Origin of the sequence: Agrococcus sp. Marseille-Q4369, assembly GCF_018308945.1 — a bacterium.
Taxonomy (GTDB): Bacteria; Actinomycetota; Actinomycetes; order Actinomycetales; family Microbacteriaceae; genus Agrococcus.
In genome coordinates this window covers 2,678,378-2,695,320 of the sequence record NZ_CP070501.1, presented here as the reverse complement: position 1 = coordinate 2,695,320, position 16,943 = coordinate 2,678,378, and the positions used below count along the sequence as shown (strand labels likewise).

Here is a 16,943-nt window from a genome sequence, read left to right as displayed (position 1 = left end):
CGTTCTGCCTGCGATCCTACCCGCTCGGGCGTCCGGCGTCGGGATCCGCCTCGTCGGGGTCGAGCCCCGCGCGATCGGCGTCGTCGTCGATGCGCTCCCGCTCGCGGTCGTCGACCACGAGGTCGGCGCGGTACTGCCGCGAGCGGTGCGCCGCCTTCGCCATCATCTGCGTCGCGACGGGCGAGGTGACGAGCTGCAGGCACGCGGCGACCGCGAGCATCGCGGTCGCGCTGCCGTCGCGCAGCACGAGCGAGAGCCCGACGCACAGCAGCAGGAAGCCGAGCGTCTGCGGCTTCGACGCGGCGTGCATCCGGTTGAGCACGTCCGGCAGCCGCAGGATGCCGATGGCCGCGGTGAGCGTGAAGAACGCGCCGATGAGGATGAGCACGGCACCGACGACGTCGAGCACGGATTCGAGGGTCACTCGCGGTCCTCCCCGCCGACGGGCCCGTCGCCCTCGATGCCGGTGCCCGGCTCGCGCGCGGGCGCGGGGCCGACGACGTCCTCTCGGCCGGCCACGAAGCGCGCCATCGAGACGGTGCCCGCGAACGCGAGCATCGAGAGCACGAGGATCACCGGGATGGTGAACGGCTGGTGGTTGATGGCCGCCTCGACGGCGAGGCCGCCCGCGACGGTCGTGATGAGCACGTCGGTCGCCACGACCCGGTCGCTCGGGCCGGGTCCGCGCACGATGCGCACGAGCGCGAGCGCCGCCGAGACGACGAGCATGACGCCGGCGATGGCGAGCACGACCTCCATCAGTCCTCCTCCAGCAGCGCGCGGTCCTCGGGGGTGCCGAACGCGCGCAGCACCGTCGCCTCGGTCGAGAGCACGTTCGCGCGCGCCTTGTCGATCGCGGCCTCGTCCTGCGCGTCGAAGACGTGCACGAGCAGCCAGCCCTCCCCCGCGTCGACCGCGACGGATCCGGGCACGAGCGTGACGAGCTCCGCGGTGATGACGGTGATGAAGATCGAGTCGCTGCGCAGCGGCACCCGGATGATGGCGTTGCGCGTCGGTCGCCAGAACGCGAGCACCTTCACCGCGACCTGGAACGACGAGACGATGAGCCCGCGGAGCGTCACGAGCACGAGCCGGAGGAAGCCGAGCGGCCGGAACGAGTCGAGCTCGGGGACGTCGGGCAGCGGGAAGATCAGCTGGATCGCGAGCGCGATGAGGAGCCCCCACAGGGCCGCGCCGATCGAGAGCTGGCCCCACAGCAGCATCCAGATGACGGCGAGGCCGATCGTCGTCGGGAGCGAGAAGCGGTAGCGCAGAGCTGGGCGGTTCACGGCATCGCCTCCTCGACCGCGTCGTGGTAGGCGCCGCCCTCGATGTCGACGGATGCGCGCGCGGCGTAGTCGGAGAGCGGTCCGGCGAGGGCGGTGAGCGCGACCGTGATGCCGACGAGGGTCGACGCCGCGAAGATCCAGACCCGCGGCAGCACGCGCAGCGAGTGCACGCGGTCGTCGTCCTCGCCGCGGTCCTGCCAGAACGCGCGCTGCCACACCCGGATCACGGCGATGAGCGTCAGGAGGCTCGTCGCGATGCCCGCGACGACGGCGGCGATCGCGAGCGGCGACGGCGCGTCGAGCGCGGCGTCGAGCAGCGCCACCTTGCCGAGGAAGCCGGAGAACGGCGGGATGCCGCCGAGGTTGAGGGCCGGCAGCAGGTAGAGCGCCGCGAGCAGCGGCACCGATGCGAGGCCGCCGAGCCTCGACAGGCTCGTCGACCCTCCGATGCGCTCGATGAGGCCGACGACGATGAACAGCGCCGTCTGCACGAGGATGTGGTGCACGATGTAGAAGATCGAGCCGGCGATGCCCTGCTCGGTGCCCAGCGCGACGCCGAGCAGCATGTAGCCGATGTGGCTCACGAGCGTGAACGACAGGAGTCGCTTGATCTCGCCCTGCGCGAGCGCGCCGAGGATGCCGAGCACGAGCGTCAGGATCGCGACGACGAGCAGCAGGTCGGTGAGCGGGCTGTCGGGGAAGAGCAGCGTCTGCAGCCGGATGATCGCGTAGACGCCGACCTTCGTGAGGAGCCCCGCGAAGACCGCCGTGACGCTCGCGGGCGCGGTCGGGTACGAGTCGGGAAGCCACGCCTGGAGCGGGAAAACCGCCGCCTTGATGCCGAAGACCACGAGCAGCAGCAGCTGGATCGTGAGCTGCAGCGCGGGGTCGAGGGCCGCGAAGCGCTCGGGCAGCTGCGCGAAGCTCACCGTGCCGGTCGCGCCGTAGACGAGCGCGAGCGCGAGGAGGAACAGCGTCGACGACGCGACGCTCACGACGACGTACGTGCTGCCCGCGCGCACGCGCTCCTTCGTCGCGCCGAGCATGATGAGCACGTACGACGAGAACAGCAGCATCTCGAAGCCGACGAAGAGGTTGAAGAGGTCGCCCGCGAGGAACGCATTCGCGACGCCGGCCGTCAGCACGAGGAACGTCGGGTGGAAGACCGACACCGGCGCCCCGTCGGCGCTGTCGGCGATGTCGCGTCGCGAGGGGAAGATCACGACGATCGCCGTGACGATGCTCGAGACGAGCACGAGGAGCGCCGAGAGCCGGTCGGCGACGAGCACGATGCCGAGCCCCTCCGGCCACGCGCCGACCCACAGCACGATCGGGCCCTGGGCGTCGGCCGCGAGGCACAGGACGAGCGCGAGCACCGCGACGATGCCGAGCGTCGTGCCCGAGACGATGCGCTGCCACGCGGGGTGGCGCGCGAGCGCGAGCGTGACGCCGGCCGCGAGGAGCGGCAGGAGCACGGGGACGGGGACGAGGTTCGCGAGGTCCATCAGTCGTCGGCCCTCCCGGAGCGGCCGCCGGACTCGGTGTCGGGCTGCTCCTCGGGCGTGAGCTCGACGTATGCCTCGCTCGAGAGGTCGGCCTCGGCGCGACGCCGCACGATGGCGTCCTCGACGTCGTCGGCGACCTCGTCATGGCCCTCGAGCTGGAAGGAGCGGTACGACATGGCCAGCAGGAACGCGCTCGTCGCGAGCGAGATGACGATCGCGGTGAGCACCATGGCCTGCGGGAGGGGATCGGAGATCTCGTCCTCGGGCGTGCCGACGATGGGTCCGAGGCCCGCCGGTCCCGCCGCGACGAGGAAGAGCAGGTTGACGCCGTTGCCCGCGAGCATGACGCCCGCGAGGATGCGCATGAGGCTGCGCTCGAGCAGCAGGTACGTGCCGGTCGCGATGAGCACGCCGCCGGCCACGGCGAGGGCGAGGGACGGGGTCACCGGCGCACCTCCTTGCCGGGCAGCGAGCGGTCGGAGCGCCACGCGGGTCGGGGCGCCGCGTTCTGCTCGGCGTGCAGGTCGATGCCGGCGCCGAGCGAGCGGACGAAGTCGAGCATCGCGCCGATGACGATGAGCCAGACGCCGATGTCGAAGAACAGGGTCGTGACGAGCTTCTGCTCGCCGAGCAGCGGCATGACCCACTCGATCGCGTACGACTCGCCGATGCGGCCGCCGACGAAGACAGGCCAGACGACGCCGAGCACCGCGACGACGATGCCCGCGCCGAGCAGCTTGCCCGCGTCGAACGGCGCGGCCTCCGTGAGCTCGTCGCGGCCACCCGCGAGGTAGCGCACCGCGAGCGCGATGCCCGCGACGAGGCCACCGGCGAAGCCGCCACCCGGCTCGTTGTGCCCGACCGCGAGCAGGTAGATCGAGACGAGCATCATGATCGGGAACAGCAGGCGCGTCATCATCTCGAGCACGGGCGAGGCCATGTGCTCGTCGGTGAACGCGCCGCGCAGCCAGTTGCCGCGCCGCGTCGCGGGGTCGTTCTGCCGCAGCACGCCGAGACCCGCGACCGGGCGGCGCACGAAGATGAGGCTCGCGACGCCCGTCGCGGCGGCGAGCAGCACCGACACCTCGCCGAGCGTGTCCCACGCGCGGATGTCGACGAGCGTGACGTTGACGATGTTCTCGCCGTGGCCGAACTCGTAGGCCCAGCGGTAGAAGCCCTCCGAGATGGGCTCAGCAGTGCGCGCCTGGAGCGCGGCGAGCGAGGCGAGCGTCGCGAACGCGCCGACGAGGATCGCGAGCAGCGCGCGCGGATAGCGGGCGGCGCGCAGCGGACGGTCGGTGAAGTACTTCGGCAGGCGGCGCAGCACGAGCACGAGCACGATGAGGAAGACCGTCTCGGTCAGCACCTGCGTGAGCGCGAGGTCGGGCGCGCCGTGCAGCAGGAAGAGCAGGCCGACGCCGTAGCCGACGACCGAGACGAGCATGAAGGCCTTGAGCCGACCGCGCGCGGTCGTGACGAGCAGCGCCGCGATCGAGATGAGCGCGGCCGCGCCGACCTGGCCGACGGAGTCGTACAGCCGGATGTCGCCGGAGACGGCGCCCGCCATGACGAGCGCGCCGCCCGGGAGCACCACCACGACGAGCAGGATCGTCGTGAGGTGCAGCGGGAGCGAACCGGTCTGGATGCGGCCGGTCACCTCGACCGCGAGGCGATCGAGGGCGCGCATGCCCGCGTGGTAGCCGCGCTCGAACACGTCCTGCCCGTGCGGAGCGCGCCTGGCGCTGCCGACCCGCAGGTGGATGACCGTGCCGACCGCCCACGCGATCATCGACGCGGCGAGCGCGGGCGTGAAGCCGTGCCACAGGGCGAGGAGCGGCGCGGACTCGCCGGCGGGGACCGTCGATACGTGCGGCCGCAGCAGCTCTGTGATGAGGTTTCCGGCGAAGCCGAGCAGCAGACCGGCGGCGGCGAGGATGACGGGTGCGACGGCGAGCGCGCCCGTGCGCCGCTTGACCTCGACCGTCTGAGGACCGAAGAACGTGCCCATGATGAGGCGCAGGGAGTACGTCACGGTGATGGCGGCGCCGAGCGCGATCGCGATGAACGCAAGCCAGCCGAGCGCGACGAGCTCCTCGCTCGCGCCGGCGATCACCGCGTCGAGCGCCGCCTCCTTCGCGAGGAAGCCGAGCGCGGGCGGGAGCCCCGCCATCGACGCGGCGGCGAGGATCGCGGCCCCGGTGACGATCGGCATCCGCCGCGCGAGGCCGCCGAGCTCGCGCAGGTCCCTCGTGCCCGTCGCGCGGTCGACCGCGCCGACGACCATGAAGAGCCCCGCTTTGAAGATCGCGTGCGCGACGAGCAGCGTGAGGCCCGCTTGCATCGCGCCCTGGGTGCCGATCCCGATGACCGTCATGAGCAGGCCGAGCTGGCTCACGGTGCCGTGCGCGAGCAGCACCTTGATGTCGAGCTGCCGCATCGCCCGCACCGCGCCGAGCAGCATCGTCACGATGCCGAGGCCGACGAGCGTCCAGCGCCACCACGGCAGGTCGACGAACGCCGGGGTGAACGCGGCCATGAGGAAGATGCCCGCCTTCACCATCGCGGCGGCGTGGAGGAACGCCGAGACGGGGGTGGGCGCGGCCATCGCGCCGGGCAGCCAGTACTGGAACGGCACGATGGCCGACTTCGACAGCGCCCCGACGACGAGGCAGCCCGCGGCCCACGCCGCGGCCGCCGAGCTCGGCGGGTCGGCCACGATCGCGCTGAGCGAGTAGGTGCCGGTCTCGGCCTCGAGCAGCAGCACGCCGACGAGCATCGTGAGCCCGCCGACCGTCGTGACGATGAGCGCCGTCTGCGCCGCCCGCCGGTTGCTCGCCGAGCGGTGGTTGAGCCCGACGAGGAGGTAGCTGAACAGCGTCGTGAGCTCCCAGCCGACGGTCAGCACGATGAGATCGTCGGAGAGCACGAGGAGGAGCATCGAGGCGGCGAACGCCGTCAGCAGGCCGACCGTGCGGGCCGCGAGGGTCTCGGAGTCGAAGTACCACGCGCAGTAGACGAAGATGAGCCCGCCGACGCCGAGCACGACCATCGAGAGCAGCCACTGGAGCGCACCGAGCCGCAGGTCGACCGCGATGCCGAGGGACGGCATCCACTCGATCCGCTCCTGCAGCACCCGCCCCGCGGCCACGAGCGGCGCCTGCAGCGCGAACCACACCGCCGCGACGAGGCTCGCCGCGGCGGGCAGCAGGAAGACGAATCGTCCCATGCGGCCGCTGAGCGCGCTGGAGACGACGCCGAGGACGGCGAGCGTCGTCACAGTCAGCAGCACGTGGTGGAGTCCCTCTCGAGGTCGGGCAGGGGCTTGCATCAACCCTACCGGCGCGGCGGGCCTCCGCCGCACGTGGGTCGCTCGATCTACCGTGGGAGAATGCGCCTCCTGCACACCTCCGACTGGCACGTCGGCCGCACGTTCCACGGCGCCGACACGCTCGAGGCGCTCGAGGACGCGCTCGGCGCGCTCGCGGGGATCGTGCGCGAGCGCGAGGTCGACGTCGTGCTCGTCGCTGGCGACGTCTTCGACTCGGCCATGCCGGCCGGCCGGCACGTCGAGGCGCTCTCGCGCGCGCTCGCCGCGATCCGCGACGCGGGTGCCGAGATCGTGCTCTCGAGCGGCAACCACGACTCCCCCGCGAGGCTCGGCGCGAACGCGGCCTTCGCGCGCGCGGGCGGGCTGCACCTCAGCACCGCGGCGCTCGAGCCCGCGTCGTGGCGCATCGAGCTCGCCGACGAGCACGGCCCCGTGCACGTCTTCGCCGTGCCCTACCTCGAGCCGGTCGCGCTCCGGGCTGCGCTGCCGGAGACGGGCATCGCGACGCAGGCCGACGCGATGCGATGGGCGATGGATGCGGTGCGCGCGTCGCTCCTCGACGTCCCGGCGCGCTCGGTCGTGCTCGCGCACTGCTTCGCGGCCGGCGTCGCCGACGACGCGGTGCGACTCGACGAGGCAGTGCGGCTCGACGACGCGCCGCGCGACATCACGGCCGGCGGCCTCGACGTCGTGCCCGCGTCCGTCTTCGACGGCGTCGACTACGTCGCGCTCGGTCACCTGCACTCGCGGCAGGAGCTCTCGCCCTCGGTGCGCTACTCGGGCGCGCCGCTGCACTACTCGTTCCGCGAGCGCTCGCCCGAGCGCGGCGGCTGGCTCGTCGAGCTCGGCGCCGAGGGGCTCGCGAGCGCCGAGTGGGTGAGCCTGCCGGTGCCGCGGGCGCTCACGACCGTGGAGGGCGAGCTCGCCTCGCTCCTCGCGGATGCCTCCCTCGACGGCACGGCGGACGACTGGTTGCGCGTGCGACTCACCGATCGCGTGCGACCCCTCGACGCGATGCGCCGGCTGCAGGAGCGGTGGCCGCACGCGGCGGAGGTCACGTGGATCGGCGGCGGCACGACGCCCGCGCAGCAGCTGCGCGAGCGGCTCGCGCGGCGCAGCGAATCCGAGGTCGTCGACGACTTCCTCGCCCACGTGCGCGCCGGCGCTGCGGCGAGCGAGGCGGAGGCGGCGCTCGTGCGCGAGCTGCTCGAGCGCGCCGCAGCCGAGGAGTCGGCGCGGTGAGGCTCCTGCGGCTCGAGCTCGCGGGCTTCGGCCCCTACCGCGGGCGCTTCGAGATCGACTTCGCCTCGTTCGAGGCCGACGGCGTCTACCTCATCGCGGGGCCGACGGGCGCGGGCAAGTCGACCATCCTCGACGCGGTGTGCTTCGCCCTCTACGGCTCCGCTCCCCGCTACGACGAGCGGGCGCACCTCCGCAGCGACCTCGCCGGCCCCGACGAGGCGACGTGGGTCGAGCTCGACGTGCAGCTCGGCGGCCGGCTGCTGCGCGTGCGCCGCTCGCCCGAGCACGAGCGCCCGAAGCAGCGAGGCAGCGGCACGACGCGCGAGAAGGCCCGAGCGACGCTGCTCGAGCGCACGCCGTCGGGCTGGGACGCGATCGCGACGACCGCGAAGGAGGTCGGGCACGAGGTCGCGCGCCTCGTGGGGCTCACGAAGGACGAGTTCCTGCAGGTGACGCTCCTCGCGCAAGGCGGCTTCGCCGAGTTCCTCGGCGCCTCGAGCGACGAGCGCAAGGCACTGCTCGAGCGGCTCTTCGGCACGGGCAGCATGCGGCGGCTCCGCGAGCTCGCGCTCGCCGACGCGAAGGCCGTCGGCGCTCGGCGCGCAGAGCTCGAGCAGCGGCGGGACGACCGGGTGGCGCGCGTCCGCGCGCTCATCGGCCCGGCCGACGACGACGGTGGCGCGGCGGCCGCGAGCGCGCTCGACGGCGGGGCCGCCGACGAGCGTTCCCTCGCCGCGCTCGAGGACGTCCTGACGGAGCGGCTCCGCGACGCCGCTGCGGCAGCGATGGCCGCCGCGGAGGCGGAGCGCGAAGCGCGCGCCGCGCGCGACGCCGCCCGCGCGCTCGCCGATCGCGTCGCGCGCCGCGACGGTGCGCTCGCCGCCCTCGCCGCGCTCCGGGCGGCGGAGGACGCCGTCGCGGCGGATCGCGAGCGGCTCGCCGACGCCGATCGCGCCGCCGACGCCGCGGCCGAGGTCGACCGCTGGACGCGCGCTGCGCTCGAGGCGGCGACCGCGGTGCTGCCCGAGGCCCTCGAGCCCGAGCGCGCAGCGGTCGAGCGCGAGCGCGAGGCCGCGCTCGACGATGTCGCCCGCGCGAGCGAGACGTCGCGCTTCGAGCGCGAGCTGCCCCAGCTCGAGCGGGCCGCCGCGGATGCCGAGCGCGACGCGCGCACCGCCGAGGAGGCGGTCGAGGCGGCGAGGCGCGAGCGCGCCGGGCAGCCCGAGGCGCGCGACGCGCTCGTGCGGGCGAGGGAGGACGCCTCGACGCGCGCCGCGGGCGCCGAGCCGGCGCGCGCCGCCGTCGAGGCGGCCGAGGCTCGGCTCGAGGCCCGCGACCGCGCCGATCGGCTGCGCGAGCGCGAGCGCGAGGCGTCGGCGGCGGCCGGCCGCACCGCGGCCGCCCAGCACGCCGCTGCCGACGCGCTCCAGCGCCTCCAGGCGGCGCGCGTCGCCGGGATGGCGGGAGAGCTCGCCGGCGCGCTCGTCGCCGGTGAGCCGTGCCCCGTGTGCGGCGCGATCGAGCACCCGAGCCCGCACGCGCCGGGCGGCGACATCGTCACCGCCGACGACGTCGCCGACGCGCTCGCGGCGAGCGAAGCTGCCCTCGCGGCCGCCTCGGCGGCGAACGAGGCGCTCGCCGCAGTCGAGCGCGAGCGTGCGTCGCTCGAGGCGGTCGCCGGCATCGCGGATCGCGTTGCGCTCGCCGCGGCCCTCGAGGCGGCGCGCGACGCGCAGCGCGCGTGCCTCGACGCCGCCGCCGAGCGGGAGCGGCTCGGCGGCGAGATCGAGCAGCACGACGATCGCTCGCGCGAGCTCGACGCGCGCATCGCCGAGCTCGATCGCGTGGTCGGCGAGCGGCGCGCCGCCGCCGCCTCGGCCGCGACCCGACTCGCCGACGCGCTCGCGAGGGTCCGGGAGGCGCTCGGCGGCCACCCCGACGGGCGGTCGATGCTGCAGTCCGCCTCGACGCGCCGCGACGCGCTCGAGCAGTGGCTCGAGGCCGACGCCGAGCGCGCGCGGGCCGGAGCCGAGCAGGCCGAGGCCGCCGCCGAAGGGCGCGCCGCGCTCGAGCGACTCGGCCTGCCCGACCGCGAGGCGCTCGCGGCCATGCGGCTCGAGCCCGCCGAGCGGCTCGAGCTCCGCGAGCGCATCCGAGCGCACGACGACGAGCTCGCGAGTGCGCGCGGCGTGCTCGCGCAGCCCGAGCTGCAGGGGCTGCCCGAGTCGGCCGACGACGTCGCGCCGCTCGATGCCGCGCTCGCCGAGGCCGAGGCGGCGTCCGCCCTCGCCGCTCGCGCGGAGGCGACGGCCCAGACCCGGCTCGATCACGCCGCGACCGACCTCGACGACGCGCGGGAGGCCATCCGCTCGCTCGCCGACGGCGCCGAGCACGCCGCGACCGTGCGCGCCCTCGCCGACGCGCTCGACGGCCGCAACGAACTGCGGCAGGACATCGAGACCTACGTGCTCGCCGCGCGGCTCGGCACGATCATCGAGGCGGCGAACCTGCGGCTCGGCGCGATGACCGAGGGGCGCTTCGCGCTCCTGCACGACGAGGGCACCGCCTATCGCGGCAAGGCGAGCGGCCTCGGCATCCAGGTGCTCGACGCGCACACCGGGCGGGCGCGCACGACGAAGTCGCTCTCGGGCGGCGAGACGTTCCTCGCGTCGCTCGCGCTCGCGCTCGGCCTCGCCGACGTCGTGCAGGCCGAGGCGGGCGGCATCTCGCTCGAGACGCTCTTCGTCGACGAGGGGTTCGGCTCGCTCGACCAGGACTCGCTCGAGGCGGCGCTCTCGACGCTCGACGGGCTGCGCGCGGGCGGCCGCAGCGTCGGCGTCATCAGCCACGTGCAGCAGATGCAGGAGCGCATCCCGTGGCGCATCCGCGTCGTGCCCGTGCCGGGCGGCGGCAGCCGCATCGAGGTGGCCGGGAGCGACTCCCCCGACCGCACCCAGGGGGCCGCGCTCCGCGCTGGGTAGGCTCCCGGGCGTGCCCGACTTCGACGAGCGCCCGCAGCACGGGCGGCGCATCGACATCTCGTCGCTCGCCGCGTTCGACCATTTCGCGCGCCGCGCGACGAGCATGGAGGACTGGCGCCTGCAGGACGTCGACCTGACCGAGCGCGGCGATGCGCTCGAGCGGCTCGACGGCGCGGGTGCGCTGCTGCTCGGCTGCGAGCTGCCGCCGGGCGCGAGGGAGCGGCTCGTCGCCGAGGGCGCGCTGGTCTTCGACGACGTGCCCGACACGCCCTTCAACGCCTACCGCTCGACGCTCTACTCCCCCGACGACCTCGTGCAGGGCTTCGACGAGGGCTACCCCGCGACCTTCGACGCGCGCGTCTACGCGTGGTCGCGCACCCGGCAGCACGACATCGCCGACACGCTCGCGGCGGCGCTGCACGACCACTCGATCGACGACGCGCTCGCCGACTGGGTGCGCGGCAAGCGCATCGTCGGCGTCATGGGCGGTCACGCCCTCACGCGCGACTCGGATGCGTACCGGCAGGCGGCGCACCTCGGCCACGGGCTCGCGCGCGCCGGCCGCGTCGTCGCGACGGGCGGCGGACCTGGCGCGATGGAGGCGGCGAACCTCGGCGCTCGGGCGGTCGCGCTCTCGCCCGACCAGCTCGACGCGGCGATCGACGAGCTCGCCGCGGCGCCCGCCTTCCACGGCGCGATCCCCGAGTGGATCGCCTCGGCTCGGCGGGTCGCAGCCCGCATCGGCGACGGCGTCTCGCTCGGCGTCCCGACGTGGCACTACGGGCACGAGCCGCCCAACTCGTTCGCCACCGCGATCGCGAAGTACTTCCAGAACTCGGTGCGCGAGTCGATCCTGCTGCGCGTCGCGAGCGCCGGCATCGTCGTGCTGCCCGGCGCGGGCGGCACGGTCCAGGAGATCTTCCAGGACGCGTGCGAGAACTCCTACGCCGAGGACGGCGCGTGGGCGCCGCTCGTGCTGCTCGGCGAGCGCTACTGGACCGAGACGATGCCCGCGTGGCCGCTCCTGCAGGCGGTCATGCGCGGCAAGCCGGGCGAGGCGGGCATCGCCCTCGTCGACTCGGTGGCGGATGCGGTGGCGGCGATCTCGGGGTTCGAGCCCGCCCCGGGCGGGTCGGCCCTGCACGCGCCGGCGCCGGAGGATCGGCGCTGAGGGCCGGCTACGGCAGCAGCTCCCCCGCGATCCTGCGCTCGATGTCGTGCGTCGTCGCCTCCGGCAGCGCGATGAGCCCGTCGAGCTCGCGCCGCGCCTGCCGATAGGCCGACTGGCGCTCCGCGGCCGTCGACGCCTCGTTCTCGGCGAGCGCCATGAGCCGCTGCGCCGACTGCAGGCGGCCGCGCTCGGCGTCGGTGAAGCCCGACTGCGCGCGCCGCTTCGCCTCGCGCAGCGCCGCCTCGAACGCGACCTCGAAGTCGCGCACCGCTTCGCGGTAGCGCTCGAGCGCGCCCGGCGGGCGCAGCTCCTCCGGCTCGCTCGGCTTGAGCCCGTCCGCGACGCGCTTGGCGCGGTGGAAGGTCTGCGTGAGCGGCTCGCGCATGTCGGTCATGAGCGGGTAGTCGATGAGCTTCGCGACGTCGAGCTCGAAGTCGAGCCAGCGCCGATCGGCCTCGGCGTGGTCGGCGATGATCCGCTGGATCTGCCGGTCGCGGTCCTCCCGCTCCAGCCGGTCGTCGGTCGCGCCCTTGCCCTTGCCCTTGCCCTGCTCCGGCGCGGGCGGCACGGCCTGGACCGGGGCACGGCGGATGCGCTCGAGCTCGATGCGGTCGCGTCGGCGCCGCTCGCTGTACTTCGCGGCGGCCCCGATCCAGCCGCCGACGATCGGGCCGACGATGAAGATCAGCCACCAGTAGCTGCCCGCGAAGCGGAGGATGTCATCCACGAGGAGAACCTATCGGCCGTCCCGCGATCGTCCAGGATCGGGTGCGATGATGCGTCGGAGGGCCCGTCCCGGGCCGGGAGGAGGCACCATGTCGAACATCCAGGGCCCGATGCCCGACCGCGCGATGCCGGATCGGACCGCGCCGACCCCGCCGTCCACGACGATCGCCGAGTTCGACACGTACGAGGAGGCGCAAGCGCTCGTCGACCGGCTGAGCGACGCGAGGTTCCCCGTCGAGCACGTGCGCATCATCGGCACGGGGCTCACGACGGTCGAGCAGGTGCTCGGCCGCATGACCTACGGCCGGGCCGCCCTCTCCGGCGCGCTCGGCGGCGCGTGGTTCGGCCTCTTCGTCGGTCTGCTCTTCGGGCTCATCATCGTGAACTCGTGGGCATGGGTCATCTGGGCCGTGCTCATGGGCGCCGCGTTCGGCATGATCGCCGGCGTCGTGCAGCACGCGATGACGGGCGGGAAGCGCGACTTCTCCTCGATCCGCGCCCTGCAGGCCGCCCGCTACGGCGTGCAGGTCACGAACGAGCACGCCGCCGAGGCGGTGCGCGTCATGGGGCAGGCGCCGCGGGCGCAGGCCTAGCCCCGGGCGAGCCGGCCGCACCTGCGGCGGGCTCCTCTGCCACCTCTCGGTGCTCGGGCTCGTCGGGCACGTCGTCGGCGGGCTTCCGCAGGCGCAGCGTCGCGATGACTCCGAGCACCCAGAGCGCCGCCGCGCCCATGAACGCGATGCGAGCGCCGTCGAGCAGCGCGTCGCCCGAAGGCACGCCCGTCTCGACGAGCTGCGCCTGCCGCGTCGCCATGATGGTGACGAACGCGGCCGTGCCGGCGGCGCCGGCGACCTGCTGCACGGTGCTGAGCACCGCCGAGCCGTGGCCGTACAGGTGCTTCGGGAGCGCGCCGAGCGACACCGTGAACAGCGGCGGGAAGGTGAGCGCGAAGCCGAGGCTCAGCACCATCTGCATGAGGAGCACCATCCACCACGGCGTCGTCGTGGCGAGCTGCGTGTAGAGCACGAGCGCCGCGAGCACGACGAGCGCGCCGGGGATCACGAGCGGGCGCGGCCCCCACCGGTCGTAGAGCCGACCGACGACCGGTCCGAGCAGACCCGTGAGGAGCGCACCCGGGAGCGTGATGAGCCCGACCTGCAGCGGCTCGAGGCCGAGCGAGTCCTGCAGGATGAGCGGCAGCAGGATGAGCGTGCCGAACATCGCCGCCATCGCGATCATCATGACGGTCACGGCGGCCGTGAACAGCGGGTGCCGGAACGTGCGCAGGTCGAGCAGCGCGTCGTCGGTGCGCTGGAGCCGCACCTGCCGCAGCACGAACGCGACGAGGCCGAGCGCGCCGATCGCGAGCGCCGTGGGCAGCTGCCACGCGGGCAGCCCCTCCGCGCCGATGAGCGAGAGCCCGTAGACGAGGCCGCCGAACCCGAGCCCCGCGAGCGGGATCGAGACGACGTCGAGCCGCGGTGGCTGCTGCACGTCGCCCCCGCGGAGCGTGCGGGCGCCCGTGAGGAGCATCGCGATCGCGAGCGGCGCGACGCCGAGGAAGATCCAGCGCCACGACGCGAACTGCAGGATCGCGCCCGAGACGGTCGGGCCGAGCGCGGGTGCGACCGACATGACGAGGGAGATCGTGCCCATGAAGGCGCCTCGGCGCGCGGGCGGCACGAGGCGCATGACCGTCGTCATGAGGAGCGGGAACACCACGGCGGTGCCGGATGCCTGCACGACGCGGCCGAGCAGCAGCAGCGGGAACGACGGCGCGACGCCCGCGAGGAGCGTGCCGACGACGAACGCGCCCATCGCGACGAGGTAGAGCGAGCGCGTGCTGAAGCGCGCCATGAGCCAGCCGGTCGTCGGGATGACGATCGCCATCGTGAGCAGGAACGCGGTCGTGAGCCACTGCGCCGCGCGCTCGTCGATGCCGAGCACGGGGTCGGCGACGAGCGTCGAGATGGCGACGTTCATCGCCGTCTCGTTGAGGATGACGACGAACGCCGAGACGAGCAGCGTCGCGATGACGATCGCGCCGCCGGCGGGGAGCCTGGTGGATGCGTCGGCCCGGGCGGGAGTGGACTGGGTGTCGGTCGGCATGTGCTCTCTCGGGCGGCATCGCGCGGACCCGCACGATCGGCGGATCCGCATCGCTGCGATCAGAAGGGTGGGCGGCTGCCGCGGCGAGTCAGGCCGCCGGCGCCTCCATGTGGAAGAAGTCGATGATGTGGCCGTCGGGGTCGGTGAGCTGACCGCCGTACATGCCCCCCTCGCTCTCCTCGATGGGCTTGGAGAGCCTACCCCCTGCAGCCGTGCCCGCGGCACCGAACGCGTCGACCTCGTCGCGGCTGCCGAGCAGCATCGCGAGCAGGTTCTCGAGCGAGCCCCGCTCCGCACGCCGCTGGTCGCCGACGAGGAACTCGTCGAAGCGGCGCTCCTCGAGCAGCATGATCGAGACCTGCTCGCTGACGACCATGCAGCTCGTCGTCTCGTCGCTGAAGTCGGGGTTCCTCGTGAACCCGAGCGCCTCGTAGAAGGCGGTCGCGACGCGCACATCGGCGACCGAGTAGTTGGGGAAGACCATCTGCACTGCCATGACCGCTCCGCATCATCCGCGCGCGCGACGCGCGAACGGCGTTCACGGTAGCCACGGCCGAGACGACGGTCAAGGGGATGTCCCGCTCGACCCGCGCGAGCGCAGAGTTCCGACGCACGTTCCTCTCGTCGTCGACCGCCGCGCGCGTCCTGATCGCCGCGGTCGAGCTCGGCTCGTTCATCGCTCGTCGAGTCGGTCGTCGGCGCGCTCGTGGGCATCGCGGTGGGCTTCGCGACCCGCCGGTGGGACGCACGCGCGACCTGACCGGGCCGGGGGCGCTGTGCTATCAAGAGGGCATGCGCCTCGTCTCGGCTCGTGACCGCGATCCGGCCGACCCGTACTTCACGCGCGTGCTCACGGTGCCGAACGTCTTCACCGTCGCCCGGCTGCTGCTGCTCGTGCCGGTCTGCTGGCTCATCATCGACGGCGCGCCGGGGTCGTGGCTGCCGGTCGTGCTGCTCGCGGTGTGGGCGGCGACCGACTGGATCGACGGCGTGCTCGCGCGCGTGCTCGACCAGACGTCGCGGCTCGGCGAGGTCATGGACCCGATCGCCGACCGCATCGGCATCGTCGGGGTGACGCTCGCGCTCGCGATCGGCGGCGCGGTCGACTGGTGGATCCTCGTCGTCATCTTCGTCGTCGACGTGCTGTCGGTCGTCTCCGCCGGCAAGGCCGCGCGCGACGGCAGCATCCACGTCTCGTGGCTCGGGAAGGTGCGCACGGCGGTGCTGCTGACCGCGATCGTCGTCGTGCTGCTCGGGCACACCGTGCTGCCGGCGGTGACGGCGCTCGGCATGACGCTCATGCTCGTCGGCGTCGGGCTGCACCTCGTCGCGGGGATCGACTACTTCCTGCAGGCGCGTCGCTTGCGCCGGGTGCAGACTGGGAGGCCCACGCATCGGCAGGACGAGCCGGAGGAGGCGCGATGAACGAGTGGCACGAGGACCGCGAACGGCTCGCGGCGCACGTCGAGGACATCCTCGCGGGCTGGCACGAGTCGGTCGAGCGAGTGCCCGGTGAGGACGGCGAGCCCGACACGATCGTCGCGCGCGACGGCGACCGGGTCGCGGCGATCCTGCCGCTCGACGAGGAGAGCGTCGAGGAGATGGTCGACGCGGAGGCCGACGGCGAGCTCGCGCAGTGGCTGCGCGACGAGCTCGCGGAGGACGACGAGCGCGACGACGACGACCTCGACGACGACGAGGATGACGACCTCGAGGCGGCCGCCGACGCGTGGCTCGGCGACGATGACGCCGCGGTCGAGGACGACCCGGTCGCGACGACCGCCGCCGCGGACGACGATGACGACGACTACGACCTCGACGACTGGGACGACCCGGAGGCCGACGCGCTCATCGACGAGCTGCCCGCGTAGGTCCGCGCGGAATAGCCGGGCGGGACGGGCGTTGACCCGAGCATGCAGGTAGACATCTGGTCAGACGTGGCGTGCCCGTGGTGCTTCATCGGCAAGCGGCGGTTCGAGCGGGCGCTCGGCGCCTGGGAGCACGGCGACGAGGTCGAGGTCACGTCGCACTCGTACCAGCTCGACCCGACGCTCCCCGAGCGCTACGACGGCGGCGAGGTCGAGTACCTCTCGCGCGTGAAGGGCATGCCGGTCGAGCAGGTGCGGCAGATGATCGGGCACGTCGCCGAGCAGGCCGCCGGCGAGGGCCTGCAGTACGACTTCGACGCGCTCGTCGTCGCCAACAGCCTGCGTGCGCACCAGCTGCTGCACCTGGCGAAGGCGAAGGACGCGAAGACGGCGGATGCGGTGAAGGACGGCCTGCTGTCGGCCCACTTCGAGCGCGGCATCGACATCGGCGACGTCGAGGCGCTCGTCGGGATCGGCACCGCCGCGGGGCTCGACGCGGAGGAGATCCGGGCGGCGCTCGCCGACGAGCGCCACCTGCCGGCGGTGCGCGCCGACATCCAGCAGGCGAGGGAGATCGGCGTGAACGGCGTGCCGTTCTTCGTCTTCGACATGCGCCTCGCGCTCTCGGGTGCACAGCCGCCGGAGGTCTTCCTGCAGGCGCTCGAGCGCGCCCGCGAGCTGAGCCTCGAGGACCAGCCCGCTCGCTGAGTCGCCCCTGCGGCGG

16 protein-coding genes are annotated in these 16,943 nt (G+C 73.8%); 7 read left to right on the top strand and 9 right to left on the bottom strand.

Features of this window, described 5'->3' with window-relative positions:
• Positions 1-16 precede the first annotated feature (16 nt).
• From mnhG to JSQ78_RS13510, 6 genes are read right to left on the bottom strand one after another with little or no spacing between them, the layout of a single operon-like run.
• Positions 17-424 (bottom strand): monovalent cation/H(+) antiporter subunit G, encoded by a 408-nt coding sequence (gene mnhG / locus JSQ78_RS13535; RefSeq protein ID WP_211448320.1) that lies wholly within the window; start codon positions 422-424, stop codon positions 17-19.
• Positions 421-759: an MrpF/PhaF family protein gene (locus tag JSQ78_RS13530; protein ID WP_211448319.1), complete on the bottom strand. Its 339-nt coding sequence runs from the start codon at positions 757-759 to the stop codon at positions 421-423. Before JSQ78_RS13530 ends, mnhG begins: the two co-directional genes overlap by 4 nt.
• The gene (locus JSQ78_RS13525; RefSeq protein WP_211448318.1) at positions 759-1,289 is read right to left on the bottom strand and encodes a Na+/H+ antiporter subunit E; all 531 of its coding nucleotides are present in this window, start codon (positions 1,287-1,289) and stop codon (positions 759-761) included. The genes JSQ78_RS13530 and JSQ78_RS13525 overlap by 1 nt, the downstream gene beginning before the upstream one ends.
• Positions 1,286-2,794 (bottom strand): Na+/H+ antiporter subunit D, encoded by a 1,509-nt coding sequence (locus JSQ78_RS13520; RefSeq protein ID WP_211448316.1) that lies wholly within the window; start codon positions 2,792-2,794, stop codon positions 1,286-1,288. The genes JSQ78_RS13525 and JSQ78_RS13520 overlap by 4 nt, the downstream gene beginning before the upstream one ends.
• Positions 2,794-3,240, bottom strand: a complete 447-nt coding sequence (locus tag JSQ78_RS13515) for a Na(+)/H(+) antiporter subunit C (protein WP_211448314.1) — start codon at positions 3,238-3,240, stop codon at positions 2,794-2,796. Before JSQ78_RS13515 ends, JSQ78_RS13520 begins: the two co-directional genes overlap by 1 nt.
• On the bottom strand, positions 3,237-6,083 hold the full coding sequence (locus tag JSQ78_RS13510) for a Na+/H+ antiporter subunit A (protein ID WP_211448312.1): 2,847 nt from the start codon (positions 6,081-6,083) through the stop codon (positions 3,237-3,239). The genes JSQ78_RS13515 and JSQ78_RS13510 overlap by 4 nt, the downstream gene beginning before the upstream one ends.
• Positions 6,084-6,182: 99 nt before the next feature.
• Between JSQ78_RS13510 and JSQ78_RS13505 the strand changes: the two genes are divergently transcribed.
• From JSQ78_RS13505 to JSQ78_RS13495, 3 genes are read left to right on the top strand one after another with little or no spacing between them, the layout of a single operon-like run.
• Complete coding sequence (locus tag JSQ78_RS13505) at positions 6,183-7,364, top strand: exonuclease SbcCD subunit D (RefSeq protein WP_211448311.1); 1,182 nt, start codon at positions 6,183-6,185, stop codon at positions 7,362-7,364.
• Entirely contained in the window at positions 7,361-10,345 is a 2,985-nt protein-coding gene (locus tag JSQ78_RS13500) for an AAA family ATPase (RefSeq protein WP_211448309.1), read from the top strand. Before JSQ78_RS13505 ends, JSQ78_RS13500 begins: the two co-directional genes overlap by 4 nt.
• Positions 10,346-10,355: 10 nt before the next feature.
• Positions 10,356-11,516: an LOG family protein gene (locus JSQ78_RS13495; protein ID WP_249295733.1), complete on the top strand. Its 1,161-nt coding sequence runs from the start codon at positions 10,356-10,358 to the stop codon at positions 11,514-11,516.
• Positions 11,517-11,523: 7 nt separating this feature from the next.
• Here the strand turns inward: JSQ78_RS13495 and JSQ78_RS13490 are convergent, their stop codons facing one another.
• On the bottom strand, positions 11,524-12,243 hold the full coding sequence (locus JSQ78_RS13490; RefSeq protein ID WP_211448307.1) for a hypothetical protein: 720 nt from the start codon (positions 12,241-12,243) through the stop codon (positions 11,524-11,526).
• 88 nt (positions 12,244-12,331) lie between these two features.
• On the opposite strand from JSQ78_RS13490, the gene JSQ78_RS13485 reads away from it, so the two are divergent.
• A complete protein-coding gene (locus tag JSQ78_RS13485; RefSeq protein ID WP_249295731.1) occupies positions 12,332-12,835 on the top strand; it encodes a YflT domain-containing protein in 504 nt (167 codons plus the stop codon).
• On the opposite strand, the gene JSQ78_RS13480 is transcribed toward JSQ78_RS13485, so the two are convergent.
• Positions 12,804-14,351, bottom strand: a complete 1,548-nt coding sequence (locus JSQ78_RS13480) for an MDR family MFS transporter (protein ID WP_211448305.1) — start codon at positions 14,349-14,351, stop codon at positions 12,804-12,806. The genes JSQ78_RS13485 and JSQ78_RS13480 overlap by 32 nt on opposite strands.
• A gap of 88 nt (positions 14,352-14,439) precedes the next feature.
• Positions 14,440-14,847, bottom strand: coding sequence for a VOC family protein (locus tag JSQ78_RS13475; protein ID WP_211448304.1), 408 nt, complete (start codon positions 14,845-14,847; stop codon positions 14,440-14,442).
• A 296-nt stretch (positions 14,848-15,143) separates the two neighbouring features.
• Between JSQ78_RS13475 and JSQ78_RS13470 the strand changes: the two genes are divergently transcribed.
• From JSQ78_RS13470 to JSQ78_RS13460, 3 genes are all read left to right on the top strand, one after another.
• Entirely contained in the window at positions 15,144-15,776 is a 633-nt protein-coding gene (locus JSQ78_RS13470) for a CDP-alcohol phosphatidyltransferase family protein (RefSeq protein ID WP_211448302.1), read from the top strand.
• Positions 15,773-16,222, top strand: a complete 450-nt coding sequence (locus JSQ78_RS13465; protein WP_211448300.1) for a hypothetical protein — start codon at positions 15,773-15,775, stop codon at positions 16,220-16,222. Before JSQ78_RS13470 ends, JSQ78_RS13465 begins: the two co-directional genes overlap by 4 nt.
• 66 nt (positions 16,223-16,288) lie before the next feature.
• Complete coding sequence (locus JSQ78_RS13460) at positions 16,289-16,927, top strand: DsbA family oxidoreductase (RefSeq protein WP_249295729.1); 639 nt, start codon at positions 16,289-16,291, stop codon at positions 16,925-16,927.
• Positions 16,928-16,943 lie beyond the last annotated feature (16 nt).